The organism is Roseateles sp. AC306 (assembly GCF_979253795.1).
The window spans coordinates 23,418-38,274 of the sequence record NZ_CEEDEB010000014.1; the positions used below are offsets into that span (position 1 = coordinate 23,418).

Genomic DNA, 14,857 nt, shown 5'->3' on the forward strand with positions numbered 1-14,857 from the left:
CTCCCCACCGTGCTCGATTTGCTGCATTCCAAAACCGAGGCTGGGCGCGCTGAAATTCGCGCGCGCGCCCTGCCGTTGTCCCGCGCCGCGCGCAATCTGCTGCTGGTTCTCGACGCGACCAAGCCCGCCGGCGAATGGCTGCGCCTTGTCACCGGGGCGACCGAGGCCGATCTCGAGGCGCTGCGCCAGCAGGGCCTGATCGTGCCGCAGGCCGGTTGGGCGTCGCCGAGCGCGGCTCAGCCGCCAGCACCTGCCCGGCCGCCCGTGGCGGCACCCCCGCCGAGCGCTGCGGCCCCGGCACCCGCGGCCGCGCCCGCCCCCGCAGCCGCGCCCGCGCCCGCGCCCGCAGCCGGGGGCTCGCCGCTGCTGGACCGCGCTGCCCTCTACACCTACATGAGCGGCCAGGCCACCAAGCTGTTGGGCCCCTTCAAGGGCTATGCGTTCGCATTGGAGGTCGAGCGCTGCGACAGCCTCGGCGAATTGCAGGGCCTGGCGTTGCAATTCGTCGAACGCGTGCAGAAGGCCAAGGGCGATGCCGCCGCCGCCGCCGTGCGCGACGCGCTGGGCTTGCGTTAACGCGGCCCGACAACCAGCGGGCCGAGAGCCTTGCCGCTCCAAAGCCGGCCCGCCTGGCGACGTACGTGCCGGTCGATCCGGTCTGGGTCGCCGTCCCCTTCAGGAACCGGCCAAGGTATTCCTCAGACGAGGGGCTTCACTTCAGCCCCGGTGAAAGCAGCGACCGCAGACTGATCGGTAGCGGGCGTTGCCGCCAATCTCCACCTGCGCGCCTTCGGTGACCTTGCGGTTGCCGGCGTCCACGCGCATGTTCATCGTCGCCTTGCGGCCGCAGTCGCAGATGGTCTTCATCTCGTCCATCTCGTCCGCCAGCGCCAGCAGCGCGGCCGAGCCGGGGAAAAGCTCGCCCTGGAAGTCTGTGCGCAGCCCGTAGCAGATGGCGGGCAGGTTGCTCAAATGCGCCATCTCGTGCAGTTGCTGCACGTGGCGCTTGGACAGGAACTGAGCCTCGTCGACGAGGATGCAAGCGATGCCAGGGCTTTCGGCCATCAGCGCCTGGAAGTCGGTGCCGGCGTCGAACTGTTCGGCCTCACGCCTGGGACCCAGGCGCGACGTGACGAAGCCGGTGCCGTAGCGGTCGTCCAGCCGGGCTGTGAAGATGCGCACCCGGTGGCCGCGCTCCTCATAGTTGTGTGCCACCTGCAGCAGGGCAGTGGACTTGCCGGCGTTCATTGCCGCATATCTGAAAAATAGCTTGGCCATGGGTCGTCAAAAGCAGAGGGGCATTGTCCCCGGCGGCCGACCCCGCGCTTGCGGGTAGGGGAAGCCCGTGGTTTCAGGCCGAACTGGGGGCTTGCGAGGTGGCGCTGTCATGCGGCATGTGCATCAATGCACACTTCGTCCTGACCCGTACGAAGATGAGCAAAGATTCTGTGACTTCAGTCCGTCAAGATGGCCTTCGCTACCAGTCGAAGGTAGGCGGTTCGCCCTTCCTTGGCAGTGGCCACACCCGCTCCTGCTTCAAATGCGGCAAGCACCGTGCGCCTGCCAGCCTGCAGTCGATCCGGCTGTTGGGGCGCAACGAGGTGGTCTGCAAGCCCAACTGCAAGACGCTGCCTTAGTCATTTCAAAGGATGCGGCGCTCAGAAGCGCCGCAGTAAGCTGCCCCGTCTCACCTGACCGGGAGCAGCAGATGCCGATTCCATTGATCGCGGCCGCGCTGTCGGCGATAGCGCCACAGCTTGCCCAGAAGGGGCTGGACCTGCTCAGCGGCGTGTTCCGCGGCGCGGTCAACAAGGGCACGTCCGAGATCGCCAATCTCATCCAGGAAAAGACCGGCATCGACATCAACGATGTCGCCGACAACAAGCTCACCGAGACGCAGTGGGCCCAGCTCAAGCAGTTCGAGTTCGAGTACCAGGGCAAGCTGCTGGAATACCGCCAGAAGAGCGACGCCAACCTGCTGGAGTACGAGCGCATCGCTGCGGCCGACCGCCTCAGCGCGCGCCACATGCAGGAAACGGCCATAGGCAGCACCGATCCCTGGGTGCGCCGGTTCATCTACATCTACGCCAGCGTGCTGACGCTGCTGACCTTCATCTTCATCTTCGTTGCGGCCTTCGGACCCAAGTACGAGGCCACCGACCCGCGCGCCCGTGTCATCGACACCGTGCTGGGCTTCCTGCTCGGCGTGACGCTGTCGGCCATCATGCAGTACTTCTTCGGCTCCAGCGCCGGCAGCAAGGCCAAGGACGAGAAGATCGGCCAGCTCGGCGATGCCATCCGAGCCCAGAGCTCGGCCATGCAGGCCGAGGCCGATCAGGACAGCAGCGATCACGGAGGCCGCAAATGAGCGACCTCGTGCGCGAGCAATCGGTCTTCCTGCTGCATGTCTGCGAGCTGGTCCGCAAGGCCGGCGAACTGGGCTTCTCCGCCTCTGCCGGCGAGCTCTACCGCACGCCGGAGCAGCAGGCGCTGCATGTGCGCAACGGACGCAGCACGACGATGGCCAGCCAGCACCTGAAGCGCCTGGCCATCGACCTCAACTTCTTCCGCGACGGCGTCGATGGACGGCCGATATTGGTCTACGACGTCGAGACGCTGCGCCCGCTGGGCCAGTACTGGGAAAGCCTGGACGGCGCCAACCGCTGGGGCGGCAACTGGACGACGTTCAAGGACACGCCGCACTTCGAGCGCCGCGAGGGCGCGTCCGTTGCGGTGAGCGCGCCGGTGGTCGCTGGCGGGGTTGTTGCCGCTGCCGCCGGCACACGCGGCAAAGGTCTGACGACCGGGGCGGTGGGCGCTCAGTGCAGCAATGCGCGCGACGACGTCGAGACCGTGCAGCAACTGCTGAACCTCTGCGGCACCACCGGCCGCATCGTCCTGGCCGAACCGCTGAAGGCGGACGGCGCCTTCGGGCAGAAGACTCTGGACGCGATCATGGCCTTCCAGCGAAGCGCTATGGGCCAGGGCGAGCCTGACGGCCGCATCGACGCCAACGGCGCCACGCTGGTCAAGCTGTGCGAATCACTGCCCGATGCGCTGGCGCCGGCTTGGCTGAGCCTGCTCTACCTGCGCGCCAAGGACAGCGATGTGGCCGACTTCTCGCAGCGGTTGCTGAAGATCATGGCCAACCGCCACATCGACACGCCACTGCGCCAGGCGCACTTCCTGGCCCAGGTGGGGCACGAGTCCGGCGAGTTCCGCTTCCGTGCCGAGATCGCCAACGGCGAGGCCTACCAGGGCCGCGTCGACCTCGGCAACGTGCAGCCCGGCGACGGCCGCAGGTTCAAGGGCCGCGGCCTCATCCAGCTGACCGGCCGGGCCAACTATGGCGAGTACGGCCGCGCCATCGGCCGCGAGGCCGAGCTGCTGGCCACACCGGAGCTGGTGGAGACCGACCCCGAGCTGTGCGTGGACGTCGCGGGTTGGTTCTGGGCCAAGCGGAATCTGAACAATCTGGCCGACGTGGATGACCTGACGTCGCTGACCAAGCGCGTCAACGGCGGCCTCAATGGCATTGACGACCGCCGCCGGCTGCTGATGCGCGCCAAGGCGCTTTTAGGCGCCTGAAATGAAACCCCTCGCTCAGTCTCGCCGCGCTGAACGCGGGCGCGTCTGATCGGTCCCCCTGGGGGACGGCGATGCTTGCGGCGTTGAGCCGCAATCACATCGCCATCGGGGGCCGGCTTGGGAGCGGCCCGGCGCTCGGCCCGCAAATCCCGCGCTCAGGCACCAGCCCAGCCGCCTCCCAGCGCCCGGATCAGCCCGACGGTGGCCTGGTATTGCGCCGATCTCACCTGCAGCGCCGCACGCTTGTTGGCGAGCTCGCTGCGGCGCGCGTCCAGCAGCTCGAGCTGGCTGACCAGGCCGTTGCGGTAGCGCGTGTCGGACAGGCGCAGCGCCTGGCTGGCGGCGCTGACGGCGCGTGAGTTGGCCTCGCCCTGGGACTGCAGCAGGCTGAGCGCGCCGAGCTGGTCTTCCACGTCCTTGAGCGCCAGCAGGAACTGCTCGCGGAAGGCGATCGCCGAGCCGTCGAGCTGCGCCTTGGCCGCGTTGACGCCGGCCTCGCGACGGCCGCCGTCGAAGATCGGCAGAGCAGCCAAGAGGCCGACGCCCCAGGTGCTGGCGCCGCTTTTCAGCAGGTTGGACAGCTCGCTCGACACACCGCCGCCCTGCGCCGTCAGCGCCAAGCTCGGCCACCAGGCGGCCTGGGCGGTGCCCACGCGGGCCTGCGCGGCCTGCAGCTGGCTTTGCGCAGCGGCGAGGTCGGGGCGGCGTTGCAGCAGCTCGCTCGGCAGCCCGGCGGGCACGGCGGGCAGTGCGGTGGACCAGGCGGTAGGCGCCAGGCGGAAGTTGGAGGCCGGTTCGCCCAGCAGCACAGCCAGCGCTGTTTCCAGCTCCAGGCGCCGACGGTCCAGCGCAAACGACTCGGCCTCGTTGGCGGCCAGCTCGGCGCGCACGCGGGCGACGTCGAGGTCGGCCACGTCGCCCGCCCGGGCGCGTTTTTCGGTCAGCGACAAGGTCTCGCCGTATGCGGCGACGGTGCCTCGGACGATCTCGCGCTCGGCGTCCAGCGCGCGTAGCGCCAGATAGCCGCGGGCGACGTTGGCCTGCACCAGCAGGCGGGCGTCGGCCAGCAACTGCTCGCGGGCGCGCACGTCCAGCGCAGAGGCGTTGCGCTCATGCAGCAGGCGGCCGCCGAGGTCCAGCTCGTAGGCCAGGTTCAGGCCGGCGTTGTATTGCGTCGCGCCTCGCCCGCCCGGGTCGGCCGTGCGGCCGGCACCGGCGGCGACGCCGACCTGCGGCAGCCGCGACGCCTCGGCGCCGCTCAGGGCGGCACGGGCCTGCGCCAGGCGGTTGGCTGCTGCCTGCACGCTCGTGTTGGCCGCCATCGCGCGGCCGACGAGGTCGTCCAGCACCGGGTCGGCAAAAGGCTGCCACCAGCTCACGGTCAGTGCAGGTGCGTCGTTCGCAGCCGTGGCCTTGTAGGCAGCAGGTGCCTGCGGCAGCTGGGCCGGGTTGACGGTGCCGACCGAGGCGCAGCCTGCCAGCAGCAGCGCTGCAAAAAGTGGGGTCAGGTTCAATTTCATGATGATCACTTGCCTCGTTGCGGCAGAGCGTCGACGACGGGCGCGACGTGCTGCGGGGGAACTTCGGGAGCGGCCGGAGCAGCAACTTGCCCGCCGTGGTGGCGCAGCGGCGAGTTGCCGGTCAGGCGGCGGACGATGACGTAGAACAAGGGCGTCAGGAACAGTCCGAAGACGGTCACGCCGATCATTCCGGCGAACACCGCGATGCCCATGGCCTGGCGCATCTCGGCGCCGGCACCGGTGCTCAGCACCAGCGGCAGCACGCCCATGACGAAGGCCATCGACGTCATCAGGATGGGTCGCAGCCGCAGTCGTGCCGCCTCAAGTGCCGCTTGCACCGGCGTGCGGCCCGCAAACTCCAGCTCGCGGGCGAACTCGACAATCAGGATCGCGTTCTTCGCACTCAGGCCGACCAGCACGATGAGCCCGATCTGCGTGAACACGTTGTTGTCGCCGTGGCTCATCCACACGCCCGTCATCGCCGCCAGCAGACCCATGGGCACGATGAGCAGGATGGCGATGGGCAGCGTCAGGCTTTCGTACTGCGCGGCCAGCACCAGGAAGACGAGCAGGATGGCCAGCGGGAACACCCACGCGCCCGAGTTGCCGGCGATCTTTTCCTGGTAGGTCAGGTCGGTCCACTCGAAGCCGACGCCCGGCGGCAGCGTCTCCGCAGCGATGCGTTCCACCGCAGCCTGTGCCTGGCCCGACGAGAAGCCGGGCGCGGCGCCGCCGTTGATGTCGGCGGCCAGGAAGCCGTTGTAGCGCATGGCGCGCTCGGGGCCGAAGCTGGGCTTGACCTTCATCACCGCGGACAGCGGCACCATCTCGCCGGACGACGAACGCACCTTCAGCGCGCCGATGTCCTCGGCGCGGGCGCGGTAGGCGGCGTCCGCCTGCACGCGGACCGAGTAGGTGCGGCCGAACTGGTTGAAGTCGTTCACGTACAGGCTGCCGAGGTAGATCTGCATCGTGTCGAACACGTCCGTCACGGCCACGCCGAGCTGGCGGGCGCGGGTGCGGTCGAGGTCGGCAAACAGCTGCGGCACGTTGACCTGGTAGCTGGAGAACAGCCCCGCCAGCTCCGGCGTCTTGCCGGCCTTGGCCATGAAGGCCTTGACCGCCGCGTCCATCGCCTCGTAGCCCACGCCGCCGCGGTCCTGCAGCTGCAGCTTGAAGCCGCCCGTCGTGCCCAGGCCTTGCACGGGCGGCGGCGGGAACATGACGATGAAGGCGTCCTCGATGGCGCCGTACTGCCCGTTCAGCGAGCCGGCAATCGCGCCGGCCGACAGGTCCTTCGTCTTTCGCTCGTTGAAAGGCTTGAGCGTCGCGAAGACGATGCCCGAGCTGGAGCTGTTGGTGAAGCCGTTGATCGACAGGCCCGGGAAGGCCACCGCGTGTTCGACACCCGGCGTCTTCAGCGTGATGTCGGTCATGCGGCGGATGACGTCCTCGGTGCGGTCCAGCGTGGCGCCGTCGGGCAGCTGCGCAAAGCCGATCAGGTACTGCTTGTCCTGCCCCGGCACGAAGCCGCCGGGAACCGCCTTGAACAGGCCGACCGTGGCCGCCACCAGCGCGAGGTAGATCACCATCATCAGCGCCTTGCGCGACATCAGCGTATTCACGCCGCTGCCGTATTTCGCGGAGCCGCTCGTGAACAGGCGGTTGAAGCCCGCGAAGAAGCGGCCGAAGACCTTGTCCATGCCGCGCGTCAGCGCGTCCTTGGGCGCGTCGTGGCCCTTCAGCAGCAGGGCCGCGAGGGCGGGCGAGAGCGTCAGCGAGTTGATCGCCGAGATCACCGTCGAGATGGCAATGGTCAGCGCGAACTGCTTGTAGAACTGGCCCGTCAGGCCGGTGATGAAAGCCAGCGGCACGAACACGGAGATCAGCGTCAGCGCGATGGCGACAATGGGCCCGGAGACCTCGCGCATCGCCTGGTAGGTCGCGTCGCGGGGTGACAGGCCTGAGGCGATGTTGCGCTCCACGTTCTCCACCACGACGATGGCGTCGTCGACGACGATGCCGATGGCCAGCACCAGGCCGAACAGACTCAGCGCGTTGATCGAGAAGCCGAAGCCGTGCATGACCGCGAAGGTGCCGACGATGGACACCGGCACGGCCAGCAGCGGGATGATGGAGGCGCGCCAGGTCTGCAGGAACAGGATGACGACCAGCACCACCAACGCGACGGCTTCCAGCAGCGTGTGGATGACGGACTCGATGGAGGCACGCACGAACTGCGTCGGGTCGTAGACGATGGTGTAGTCCACGCCCTCCGGCATGGCGGCCTTCAGCTCGGCCATCGTCGCGCGCACGTTGGCGGAGATGTCCAGCGCATTGCCGCCCGGCGCCTGGAACACGGGCACTGCGACGGCGGGCTTGTTGTCGAGCAGCGAGCGCAGCGCGTATTCGCTGGCACCGAGCTCAAGGCGGCCCAGGTCACGCAGCCGCGTGACGGCACCGTTGGCGCCGCTCTTGACGATGATGTCGCCGAACTCCTCGACCGACTGCAAGCGGCCCTGCGCGTTGACCGACAACTGCAGGTCGATGCCCTGCAGGCCGGGCGACGCGCCCACCACGCCGGCCGCGGCCTGCACGTTCTGGCTGCGGATGGCGGCCACCACGTCGCTGGCAGACAGGCCGTGCTCGGCCACCTTCTGCGGGTCCAGCCAGATGCGCATGGAGTAGTCGCCCGAACCGAACAACTGCACCTGGCCGACGCCCTGGATGCGCGCGAGGCGGTCCTTGACGTTGAGCAGCGCGTAGTTGCGCAGGTAGGTCATGTCGTAGCGGTCGTTGGGCGAAGTCAGATGCACGACCATGGTCAGGTCGGGGCTGCTCTTGACCGTCGTCACGCCCAGGCGCTTGACCTCCTCGGGCAGCCGCGCTTCGGCTTGGGAGACGCGGTTCTGCACCAGCTGCTGGGCTTTGTCAGGGTCGGTGCCGAGCTTGAAGCTGACGGTCAGCGTCATCAGGCCGTCCGTCGTCGCCTGGCTGCTCATGTAGAGCATGTCCTCGGTGCCGTTGATGGCTTCTTCCAGCGGTGTCGCCACCGTCTCGGCGATGACCTTGGGATTGGCGCCGGGGTACTGGGCGCGCACGACAACCGAGGGCGGCACGACGTCGGGGTATTCCGAGATCGGCAGCGCGCGTATCGACAGCAGGCCGCCGATGAAGATCAGCAGCGACAGCACGCCCGCAAAGATCGGGCGGTCGATGAAGAATTTGGAGAAGTTCATTTTTCTTCTTTCTGAAGGCAAAGCCGTCCCCGCAGGCCGGTCAGAACCGGCCTGGTCGCAGGGCTTGCTACGGAGGGGGGTGCTAGGTCAGGAGGCCTTGGCCGCGAGCTGGGCCTGCAGTTCGGGCTTGGCGTCCATCGCCACATCCTTGGGCGCGAGGACCGAGCCCGGCCGCACGCGCTGCACGCCGCCGACGACGACGCGCTCGCCGGCCTTCAGGCCGCTGGTCACGACGCGGAGGCCGTTCACGTTGGCGCCCAGCGTCACGGGCCGCCACTCGGCCTGGTTGCCGGCGCCGACGACGATGACATAACGCTTGTCCTGGTCGGTGCCGACGGCGCGCTCGTTGACGAGCAGTGCCGCTTCGTTCGTCGCCTGGCCGAGGCGCAGCTTGGCGAACTGGCCCGGCATCAGGCCGCCATCCTTGTTGTCGAAGACCGCGCGCACGCGCAGCGTGCCGCTCTTGGCGTCGACCTGGTTGTCAATGAGCTGCAACCGACCGGAAGTGGACTTGTCGGCCCCCGCCAGCATTTCGACGGGAATGCGCTCGATGCCGCGCCGCTCGGCAGCGCCGTTGGGCAATGACGCCAGCGCCTCTCGCACCACGCGTTCATCGGCATCGAAGCTGGCATAGATCGGGCTGACCGACACCAGCGTCGTCAGCACCGGCGCGCCGGCCCCGGCGGCGACGAGGTTGCCCTGTGTCACCTCGATTTTGCCCACGCGGCCGGCCACCGGCGCACGCACCTGCGTGTAGCCCAGGCTCAGCTGGGCCGACTGCAGTGCGGCTTGCGCGGCGCGCAGGTTGGCCGCGGCCTCGCGGGCAGCGTTGTCTTTTTCGTCGAACTCGCGGCGGGCCACGGCGCGGTCTTCCCACAGCGACTTGGATCGCACGGCCTCGCTCTGCGAATAGGTCACGCGCGCCTGCGCCGCCGCCACCTGGGCCTCGAAGCGGGCCACCTCGGCCTGGTAGGGCGCGGGGTCAATGGTGACGAGCAGGTCGCCCGCCTTCACGAGGCTTCCTTCGCGGAAGTGCAGTTGCTGGACGGCGCCGGAAACGCGCGCCCGAACGTCCACGCGCTCGACGGCTTCGAGCCGGCCGGAGAACTCGTTCCAGGCGGCCACATCCTGGCTGACGACCTGGGCGACCGACACCGGCGTGGCGGGCGGCGCGGCCGGGCCGGAGTTGGCCTGCGCCGGCTGGCTGAACTGGCCGAAGCCGATGGCGCCGAGGGCCACGAGGGCGACAGCGCCCGCGATGACACCGAGGCGGCGATTGAAACGGGGGGTGGTGGACTGCATTTCGTTTTCTCGCAGAAGCTTCAGACAGAAGGCGATGAAGGTGATGCGAGAGCCTGGCGGGTGGCCTGGCTCACGAATTCGTGGATGGGGGCCAGCACATAGCCCGATGCGATGGCCGGCAGCGTCAGCTCCTTGGCGGCACCGCCGTGTTCGCGCAGCGCGGCGGCATAGCGGCGCGATTCGTCGTTCAGCGGATGGCCGGCCACGCTGAGGATCAGCGCGGGCGCCAGGCCCGCCAGGCGGCTCGCGTTCAGCGGTGCGGCGTAAGGGTGGTCGGCCCGCGTGGTGGTGCCCAGGTAGGCCTGCCAGCCCTTGGCGTAGATGCACTCGCAGGTGCCGCATTCGCCTTCGCGCATCGACGCGCTGCCCAGCACGGGGTCCAGCATCGGCGAGATCAGCAGCTGCCCGGCGAGGTGCGGTGCGCGCTGGTCACGCGCCATCAGCGCGAGTGCCGCGGCAATGTTGCCGCCGGCTTCTTCACCCGCAACGAAGAGCGCCGTCTGCGCACTGCCGGTCAGCTTGGGCAGCATGGTGGCCAGGGCCTGCAAGGCCTCGAAGGCGGCGCTCAGGCCGGTGGGGAAGGGGTGGGCGGGCGCGAGCGGGTAGTCGAGCGCGACGACGTCGGCACCGGCCTCGGCCAGCAGCTGGCTGCGCGCGGCGGCGGCCTCGGTGGCGCAGTCGGTGAACGCGCCACCGTGCAGGAACAGCACCAGCGCGCGGCTGCCGCCGTCCAGCGGGCGCCGCGCGGCGTGGAAGGTGGCCGTCAGGCCGGGGGCAGGGCCCAGGCGCAGCGGGGAAGGGATGGCGAACTTGTCCATGGACCGAAAGATAGGCTTTCATGTCCCCCGGATAAACGCCCGGCAAAGCGACTCACTTTTCCTTCGCGTGGAACAATCTGCTTTGCCAGCAACAGTTGGCCGCCCCGCAAACAACAGCGAAGCCAAATGGACCGACTTTCTGCGATGCAAGCCTATGTCCGGGTCGTCGAGGCCGGCACCTTCACCAAGGCGGCGGACTCGCTGGATCTGCCCAAGGCGACGGTCACGCGCCTGATCCAGACGCTCGAGTCGCACCTGCGCACGAAGCTGCTGAACCGCACGACGCGTCGAGTCACCGTGACGCCCGACGGCGCCGCCTACTACGAGCGCGCGATGCGCCTGCTGGGCGACCTGGAGGAGCTGGAAGGCAGCATGAGCCAGGCGCGCGTGACGCCGCGTGGCCGCATCCGCATCGATGTGCCCGGCGTGGTGGGCCGGGAAATGATCATTCCCCACCTGCCGGATTTCTACGCCAAGTACCCGGACATCCAGATCGAGCTGGGCGTCAGCGACCGCACGGTCGACCTGGTCAGCGACAACATCGACTGCGTCATCCGGGGCGGCGACCTGACCGACCAGAGCCTGGTGGCGCGGCGCATCTCCGAGTTCCGCTTCATTACCTGCGCCACGCCGGAGTACCTGCGCCGCCATGGCATGCCCGCGCACCCGCGCGAGCTGGGCGAGCCGCCGCACCGCATGGTGGGCTACTTCTCGGCGCGCAGTGGCAAGGTGATGTCAGACACCTTTCGCCGTGGCGAGGAGAGTGTGGAGGTGGTGGGCAACCACGTCATCGCCGTCAATGACGCCAATGCCTATCTGAATGCCGGCCTGGCTCACCTGGGCGTGGTGCAGGTGACCTGCTTCATGGCCGCGCCGCTGATCAAGAGCGGCGAGCTGGTGCGGGTTCTGGAGGACTGGGACGCCGAGCCCATCCCGGTCTACGTCGTCTACCCGCCGAACCGCCACCTCAGCAGCAAGCTGCGGGTGTTCGTCGACTGGGTTGTCGAACTGCTGGGCCGCGAGGCGCTGGGCGGGATGAATCTGCGCTGTACGAGCTGATCGGCAGCGCCGCTTCAGCCCTGCTCGGCATCGGCAGTGGCCACGAGTGCCGGCGCGAAATCGGCCGTGGCCGGTGCTGGTGCGCTGATGGCCAGCAGCATGCCGGCCGCCAACGCCACGACGGCCGTCGCGGCGGTGATGAGCGTGAAGAGGGATCGGGTGCTGTTGTTCATGGTGACTCTCCTGAGCCGGCCAGCCTCGTCAGGGATGAGGTGTGCCGACAGGTTGTCACTTTAAGAATTGCGCGCCTCAAGAAAAAGCGGGCGCAAGAGAACGGCGAGTTGCTGGCAGCGGAACAATCCGCGCCTTGAAAGACGCTCAGGCCTTCTTTGGCGCGCCCCGGCCGCGCTCTTCCAGCCAATCCTTCGCCGCCGAGAAGTGCCCGCAGCCGATGAAGGGCCGTGGTGGCTTGAGCGCCGACAGCGGCGAGGGGTGGTTGGCCTTCAGCACGAGGTGGCCTTGCCGGGCCGCCTCGATCAACGGTGCCTTGGCCTGGGCATAGGCGCCCCACAGCATGAAGACCTTGGGTGCCGGGTCTTGCGCCGCAGCCTTGATGAGGGCGTCGGTCAGCACCTCCCAGCCTTTGTTGGCGTGGCTGGCGGGCTTGCCGTCTTCCACGGTCAGCACGGCATTCAGCAGCAGCGTGCCTCCCTTGGCCCAACTGACGAGGCTGCCATCGGGCGGAAAGGGCTTGTCGAGGTCGCGCTGGATCTCCTTGAAGATATTGCGCAGGCTGGGCGGCAGCGGCACGCCTTCGGGCACGCTGAAGCTCAGTCCCTCGGCCTGGCCCGGGCCGTGATACGGGTCCTGGCCGAGGATGACGACGCGCGTGGCGCTGAGCGGCGTCAGCGTCAGCGCGCGCAGCGGCTCGGGCGGGTAGATGGTGGCGCCGGCGGCGACGCGCTCCTCAAGAAACGCTTCCAGTTTCTGGCCGAAGGGCGAGTTGGCCCAGGCCTCGACGACGGGGCGCCAGTCGGTGTCGGGGAGCGCCAGCGGCAGCTTCATGCGAACAGCGTGGCCAGCGCCTGGCCCGGGTCCGGCGCGCGCATGAATGCTTCGCCGACGAGGAAGGCGTGCACGTTGGCGTCGCGCATGCGTTTCACGTCAGCCGCGCCGAGGATGCCGGATTCGGTCACCAGCAGCTTGTCGGCCGGCACGCGCGGCAGCAGGCCCAGCGTCGTGTCCAGCGTCACGTCGAAGGTGCGCAGGTTGCGGTTGTTGATGCCCACCAGCGGCGTCTTCAGCTTGAGCGCGCGGTCGAGTTCCTCGCCGTCATGCACTTCCACCAGCACGTCCAGGCCGATGGCCTGCGCGGCGGCTTCGAGGTCGGCCATCTGCGAGTCTTCCAGGCAGGCGGCGATCAGCAGGATGCAGTCGGCGCCCATCGCACCAGCTTCCATGACCTGGTACTCGTCGACCATGAAGTCCTTGCGCAGCACCGGCAGCTCGCAGGCAGCGCGGGCTTGCCGCAGGTAGGCGATGGAGCCCTGGAAGAAGCGCTCGTCCGTCAGCACGGAGAGGCAGGCCGCACCGTTGCGGGCATAGGTTTCGGCGATCACCGCGGGCTGGAAGTCCTCGCGCAGCACGCCCTTGCTGGGGCTGGCCTTCTTGATCTCGGCGATGACGGCCGCGTGGCCTGCGGCGATGGATGCGCGTAGCGAGCGCTCGAAACCGAGCTGCTCGCCTCGACGGGCTTCGGCCTCCTCGCGCTGCGAAGCCAGCGAGCGCTTCAGCTTGGCCGCCGCGACTTCTTCCCACTTGACCGCGACGATCTTGTTCAGGATATCGCTCATGGATTCTTCCCCAGGCTCTGCGTCACGTTGACGAAAGCATCGAGTTTGGCGCGTGCCGCGCCGCTGTCCAGTGCCTGGCGGGCGCGGGCGATGCCATCGGCCAGCGTCGGCGACACATTGGCCGCGTACAGCGTCGCACCGGCGTTCAGCAGCACGATGTCGCGCGCCGCACCGGCCTGGCCGTCGAGCACGCCGATCAGCATCTGGCGCGACTGCTCCGGCCCGTCGACCTTGAGGCTGCGGTTGCTCGCCATCGCGAAGCCGAAGTCCTCGGGATGGATCTCGTACTCGCGCACCGCGCCGTTGCGCAACTCGCCCACCAGCGTCGTCGCGCCCAGCGAGATCTCGTCCATGCCATCCTTGCCGTAGACGACGAGCGCATGCTCGGCGCCCAGGCGCTGCAGCACGCGCACCTGGATGCCGACGAGGTCGGGGTGGAACACGCCCATCAGGATGTTGGGCGCGCCGGCCGGGTTGGTCAGCGGGCCCAGGATGTTGAAGATGGTCCGCACGCCCAGCTCGCGGCGCACCGGCGCGATGTTCTTCATCGCCGGGTGGTGGTTGGGCGCGAACATGAAGCCGATGTCGCACTCGGCCACGCTGGCCGCCACCTGGCGCGGCGTCAGCTGGATGTTGGCGCCCAGCGCCTCCAGCACATCGGCGCTGCCGGTCTTGCTGCTCACGCTGCGGTTGCCATGCTTGGCCACCTGCGCGCCGCCGGCCGCGGCGACGAACATCGAGCAGGTGGAGATGTTGAAGCTGTGCGCACCGTCGCCGCCGGTGCCGACAACGTCGACGAGGTGGGGCTGCGGCCCTAGCGGCACCTTGTTGCTCAGTTCGCGCATGACCTGCGCAGCGGCGGTGATCTCGCCGATGGTTTCCTTCTTCACACGCAGGCCGGTCAGCAGCGCGGCGGCGATGACGGGCGACATCTCGCCGGCCATGATGCGGTGCATCAGCGCCAGCATCTCGTCATGGAAGATCTCGCGGTGCTCGATGACGCGGGTCAGGGCTTCGTTGTCGGTGATGGGCATGTCAGACCTCGCGCCGTTCGGGCTGGTTTTGGTGCAGATATCGGGTGAACAGATCGCGCGGCGGTGTCGCATCAACCTGCTTCATCAGCATGCCGACGTTGCCTCGGTGGTGGCTGCCGTGATGGATCACGTGGGCCAGGATTTCCTCGCGGCTCATGCGGCCGGCGTCGCCGTCGGTGAAGCGAAAGCTCAGCACTTCCTCGAACTGCGCGGGTGCCAGCGCACGCACGTAGTCGACATACCAGCCGTCCACCTGCTCGACCGAGGCCCGCAGCTCGTCCAGCGTCGGCGTGTCCTTGGTGTTGCTGGCCGCGAAGCCATGGGGCTCGCCGCGCAGATGAGCCGCAAAGATGCGGTCCACCGTGTGGATGTGGTTGAGGGTGCGGATGGCGATGTGGCGGTTGTCGGGGGACAGCGGCGCGCCGGCAAGTGCCGCGAAAAACTCGCGGTTGATGGCCGCCTTCTGCTCGAACAGCGAGATCAGCAGCGTGGATGTCGACATGC

14 protein-coding genes are annotated in these 14,857 nt (G+C 68.4%); 4 read left to right on the top strand and 10 right to left on the bottom strand.

What is annotated here, in order from left to right; translation table 11 throughout:
• Positions 1 to 9 precede the first annotated feature (9 nt).
• Complete coding sequence (locus AC0IZJ_RS22260) at positions 10 to 576, top strand: hypothetical protein (RefSeq protein WP_471853753.1); 567 nt, start codon at positions 10 to 12, stop codon at positions 574 to 576.
• 141 nt (positions 577 to 717) lie between these two features.
• On the opposite strand, the gene AC0IZJ_RS22265 is transcribed toward AC0IZJ_RS22260, so the two are convergent.
• Entirely contained in the window at positions 718 to 1,278 is a 561-nt protein-coding gene (locus AC0IZJ_RS22265) for a thymidine kinase (RefSeq protein ID WP_471853754.1), read from the bottom strand.
• A gap of 430 nt (positions 1,279 to 1,708) precedes the next feature.
• Between AC0IZJ_RS22265 and AC0IZJ_RS22270 the strand changes: the two genes are divergently transcribed.
• Both AC0IZJ_RS22270 and AC0IZJ_RS22275 read left to right on the top strand, forming a co-directional pair.
• Positions 1,709 to 2,368 carry a hypothetical protein gene (locus tag AC0IZJ_RS22270; protein WP_471853755.1) on the top strand — a complete coding sequence of 220 codons (660 nt, stop codon included), beginning with the start codon at positions 1,709 to 1,711 and terminating at the stop codon, positions 2,366 to 2,368.
• Positions 2,365 to 3,588, top strand: a complete 1,224-nt coding sequence (locus AC0IZJ_RS22275; protein ID WP_471853756.1) for a glycoside hydrolase family 19 protein — start codon at positions 2,365 to 2,367, stop codon at positions 3,586 to 3,588. The genes AC0IZJ_RS22270 and AC0IZJ_RS22275 overlap by 4 nt, the downstream gene beginning before the upstream one ends.
• A 155-nt stretch (positions 3,589 to 3,743) precedes the next feature.
• Here the strand turns inward: AC0IZJ_RS22275 and AC0IZJ_RS22280 are convergent, their stop codons facing one another.
• From AC0IZJ_RS22280 to AC0IZJ_RS22295, 4 genes are all read right to left on the bottom strand, one after another.
• On the bottom strand, positions 3,744 to 5,108 hold the full coding sequence (locus AC0IZJ_RS22280) for an efflux transporter outer membrane subunit (RefSeq protein WP_471853757.1): 1,365 nt from the start codon (positions 5,106 to 5,108) through the stop codon (positions 3,744 to 3,746).
• Positions 5,109 to 5,113: 5 nt separating this feature from the next.
• Positions 5,114 to 8,347 (bottom strand): efflux RND transporter permease subunit, encoded by a 3,234-nt coding sequence (locus tag AC0IZJ_RS22285; RefSeq protein WP_471853758.1) that lies wholly within the window; start codon positions 8,345 to 8,347, stop codon positions 5,114 to 5,116.
• An 87-nt stretch (positions 8,348 to 8,434) separates the two neighbouring features.
• Complete coding sequence (locus AC0IZJ_RS22290) at positions 8,435 to 9,649, bottom strand: efflux RND transporter periplasmic adaptor subunit (protein WP_471853759.1); 1,215 nt, start codon at positions 9,647 to 9,649, stop codon at positions 8,435 to 8,437.
• Between the two features lie 20 nt (positions 9,650 to 9,669).
• Entirely contained in the window at positions 9,670 to 10,467 is a 798-nt protein-coding gene (locus AC0IZJ_RS22295; RefSeq protein ID WP_471853760.1) for an alpha/beta hydrolase, read from the bottom strand.
• A 126-nt stretch (positions 10,468 to 10,593) separates the two neighbouring features.
• Between AC0IZJ_RS22295 and AC0IZJ_RS22300 the strand changes: the two genes are divergently transcribed.
• The gene (locus tag AC0IZJ_RS22300) at positions 10,594 to 11,526 is read left to right on the top strand and encodes a LysR family transcriptional regulator (RefSeq protein ID WP_471853761.1); all 933 of its coding nucleotides are present in this window, start codon (positions 10,594 to 10,596) and stop codon (positions 11,524 to 11,526) included.
• 14 nt (positions 11,527 to 11,540) lie between these two features.
• On the opposite strand, the gene AC0IZJ_RS22305 is transcribed toward AC0IZJ_RS22300, so the two are convergent.
• The 5 genes from AC0IZJ_RS22305 to AC0IZJ_RS22325 form a co-directional block, all read right to left on the bottom strand.
• On the bottom strand, positions 11,541 to 11,699 hold the full coding sequence (locus tag AC0IZJ_RS22305; protein WP_471853762.1) for a hypothetical protein: 159 nt from the start codon (positions 11,697 to 11,699) through the stop codon (positions 11,541 to 11,543).
• Positions 11,700 to 11,844: 145 nt separating this feature from the next.
• A complete protein-coding gene (locus AC0IZJ_RS22310; protein ID WP_471853763.1) occupies positions 11,845 to 12,531 on the bottom strand; it encodes a uracil-DNA glycosylase in 687 nt (228 codons plus the stop codon).
• Positions 12,528 to 13,319 (bottom strand): indole-3-glycerol phosphate synthase TrpC, encoded by a 792-nt coding sequence (trpC, locus tag AC0IZJ_RS22315; protein WP_471853764.1) that lies wholly within the window; start codon positions 13,317 to 13,319, stop codon positions 12,528 to 12,530. The genes AC0IZJ_RS22310 and trpC overlap by 4 nt, the downstream gene beginning before the upstream one ends.
• Positions 13,316 to 14,353, bottom strand: a complete 1,038-nt coding sequence (trpD, locus tag AC0IZJ_RS22320) for an anthranilate phosphoribosyltransferase (protein WP_471853765.1) — start codon at positions 14,351 to 14,353, stop codon at positions 13,316 to 13,318. Before trpD ends, trpC begins: the two co-directional genes overlap by 4 nt.
• A gap of 1 nt (position 14,354) precedes the next feature.
• Complete coding sequence (locus tag AC0IZJ_RS22325; protein WP_471853766.1) at positions 14,355 to 14,855, bottom strand: DinB family protein; 501 nt, start codon at positions 14,853 to 14,855, stop codon at positions 14,355 to 14,357.
• Positions 14,856 to 14,857 lie beyond the last annotated feature (2 nt).

Excerpts from the sequence above, each read along its gene's own strand:
- AC0IZJ_RS22265 (WP_471853754.1), bottom strand. The coding sequence starts at position 1,278 with ATGGCCAAGCTATTTTTCAGATATGCGGCAATGAACGCCGGCAAGTCC.
- trpC (WP_471853764.1), bottom strand. The coding sequence starts at position 13,319 with ATGAGCGATATCCTGAACAAGATCGTCGCGGTCAAGTGGGAAGAAGTC.
- AC0IZJ_RS22325 (WP_471853766.1), bottom strand. The coding sequence starts at position 14,855 with ATGTCGACATCCACGCTGCTGATCTCGCTGTTCGAGCAGAAGGCGGCC.
- AC0IZJ_RS22310 (WP_471853763.1), bottom strand. The coding sequence starts at position 12,531 with ATGAAGCTGCCGCTGGCGCTCCCCGACACCGACTGGCGCCCCGTCGTC.
- AC0IZJ_RS22300 (WP_471853761.1), top strand. The coding sequence starts at position 10,594 with ATGGACCGACTTTCTGCGATGCAAGCCTATGTCCGGGTCGTCGAGGCC.
- AC0IZJ_RS22295 (WP_471853760.1), bottom strand. The coding sequence starts at position 10,467 with ATGGACAAGTTCGCCATCCCTTCCCCGCTGCGCCTGGGCCCTGCCCCC.
- AC0IZJ_RS22285 (WP_471853758.1), bottom strand. The coding sequence starts at position 8,347 with ATGAACTTCTCCAAATTCTTCATCGACCGCCCGATCTTTGCGGGCGTG.
- AC0IZJ_RS22275 (WP_471853756.1), top strand. The coding sequence starts at position 2,365 with ATGAGCGACCTCGTGCGCGAGCAATCGGTCTTCCTGCTGCATGTCTGC.
- AC0IZJ_RS22305 (WP_471853762.1), bottom strand. The coding sequence starts at position 11,699 with ATGAACAACAGCACCCGATCCCTCTTCACGCTCATCACCGCCGCGACG.
- AC0IZJ_RS22280 (WP_471853757.1), bottom strand. The coding sequence starts at position 5,108 with ATGAAATTGAACCTGACCCCACTTTTTGCAGCGCTGCTGCTGGCAGGC.
- trpD (WP_471853765.1), bottom strand. The coding sequence starts at position 14,353 with ATGCCCATCACCGACAACGAAGCCCTGACCCGCGTCATCGAGCACCGC.
- AC0IZJ_RS22290 (WP_471853759.1), bottom strand. The coding sequence starts at position 9,649 with ATGCAGTCCACCACCCCCCGTTTCAATCGCCGCCTCGGTGTCATCGCG.
- AC0IZJ_RS22270 (WP_471853755.1), top strand. The coding sequence starts at position 1,709 with ATGCCGATTCCATTGATCGCGGCCGCGCTGTCGGCGATAGCGCCACAG.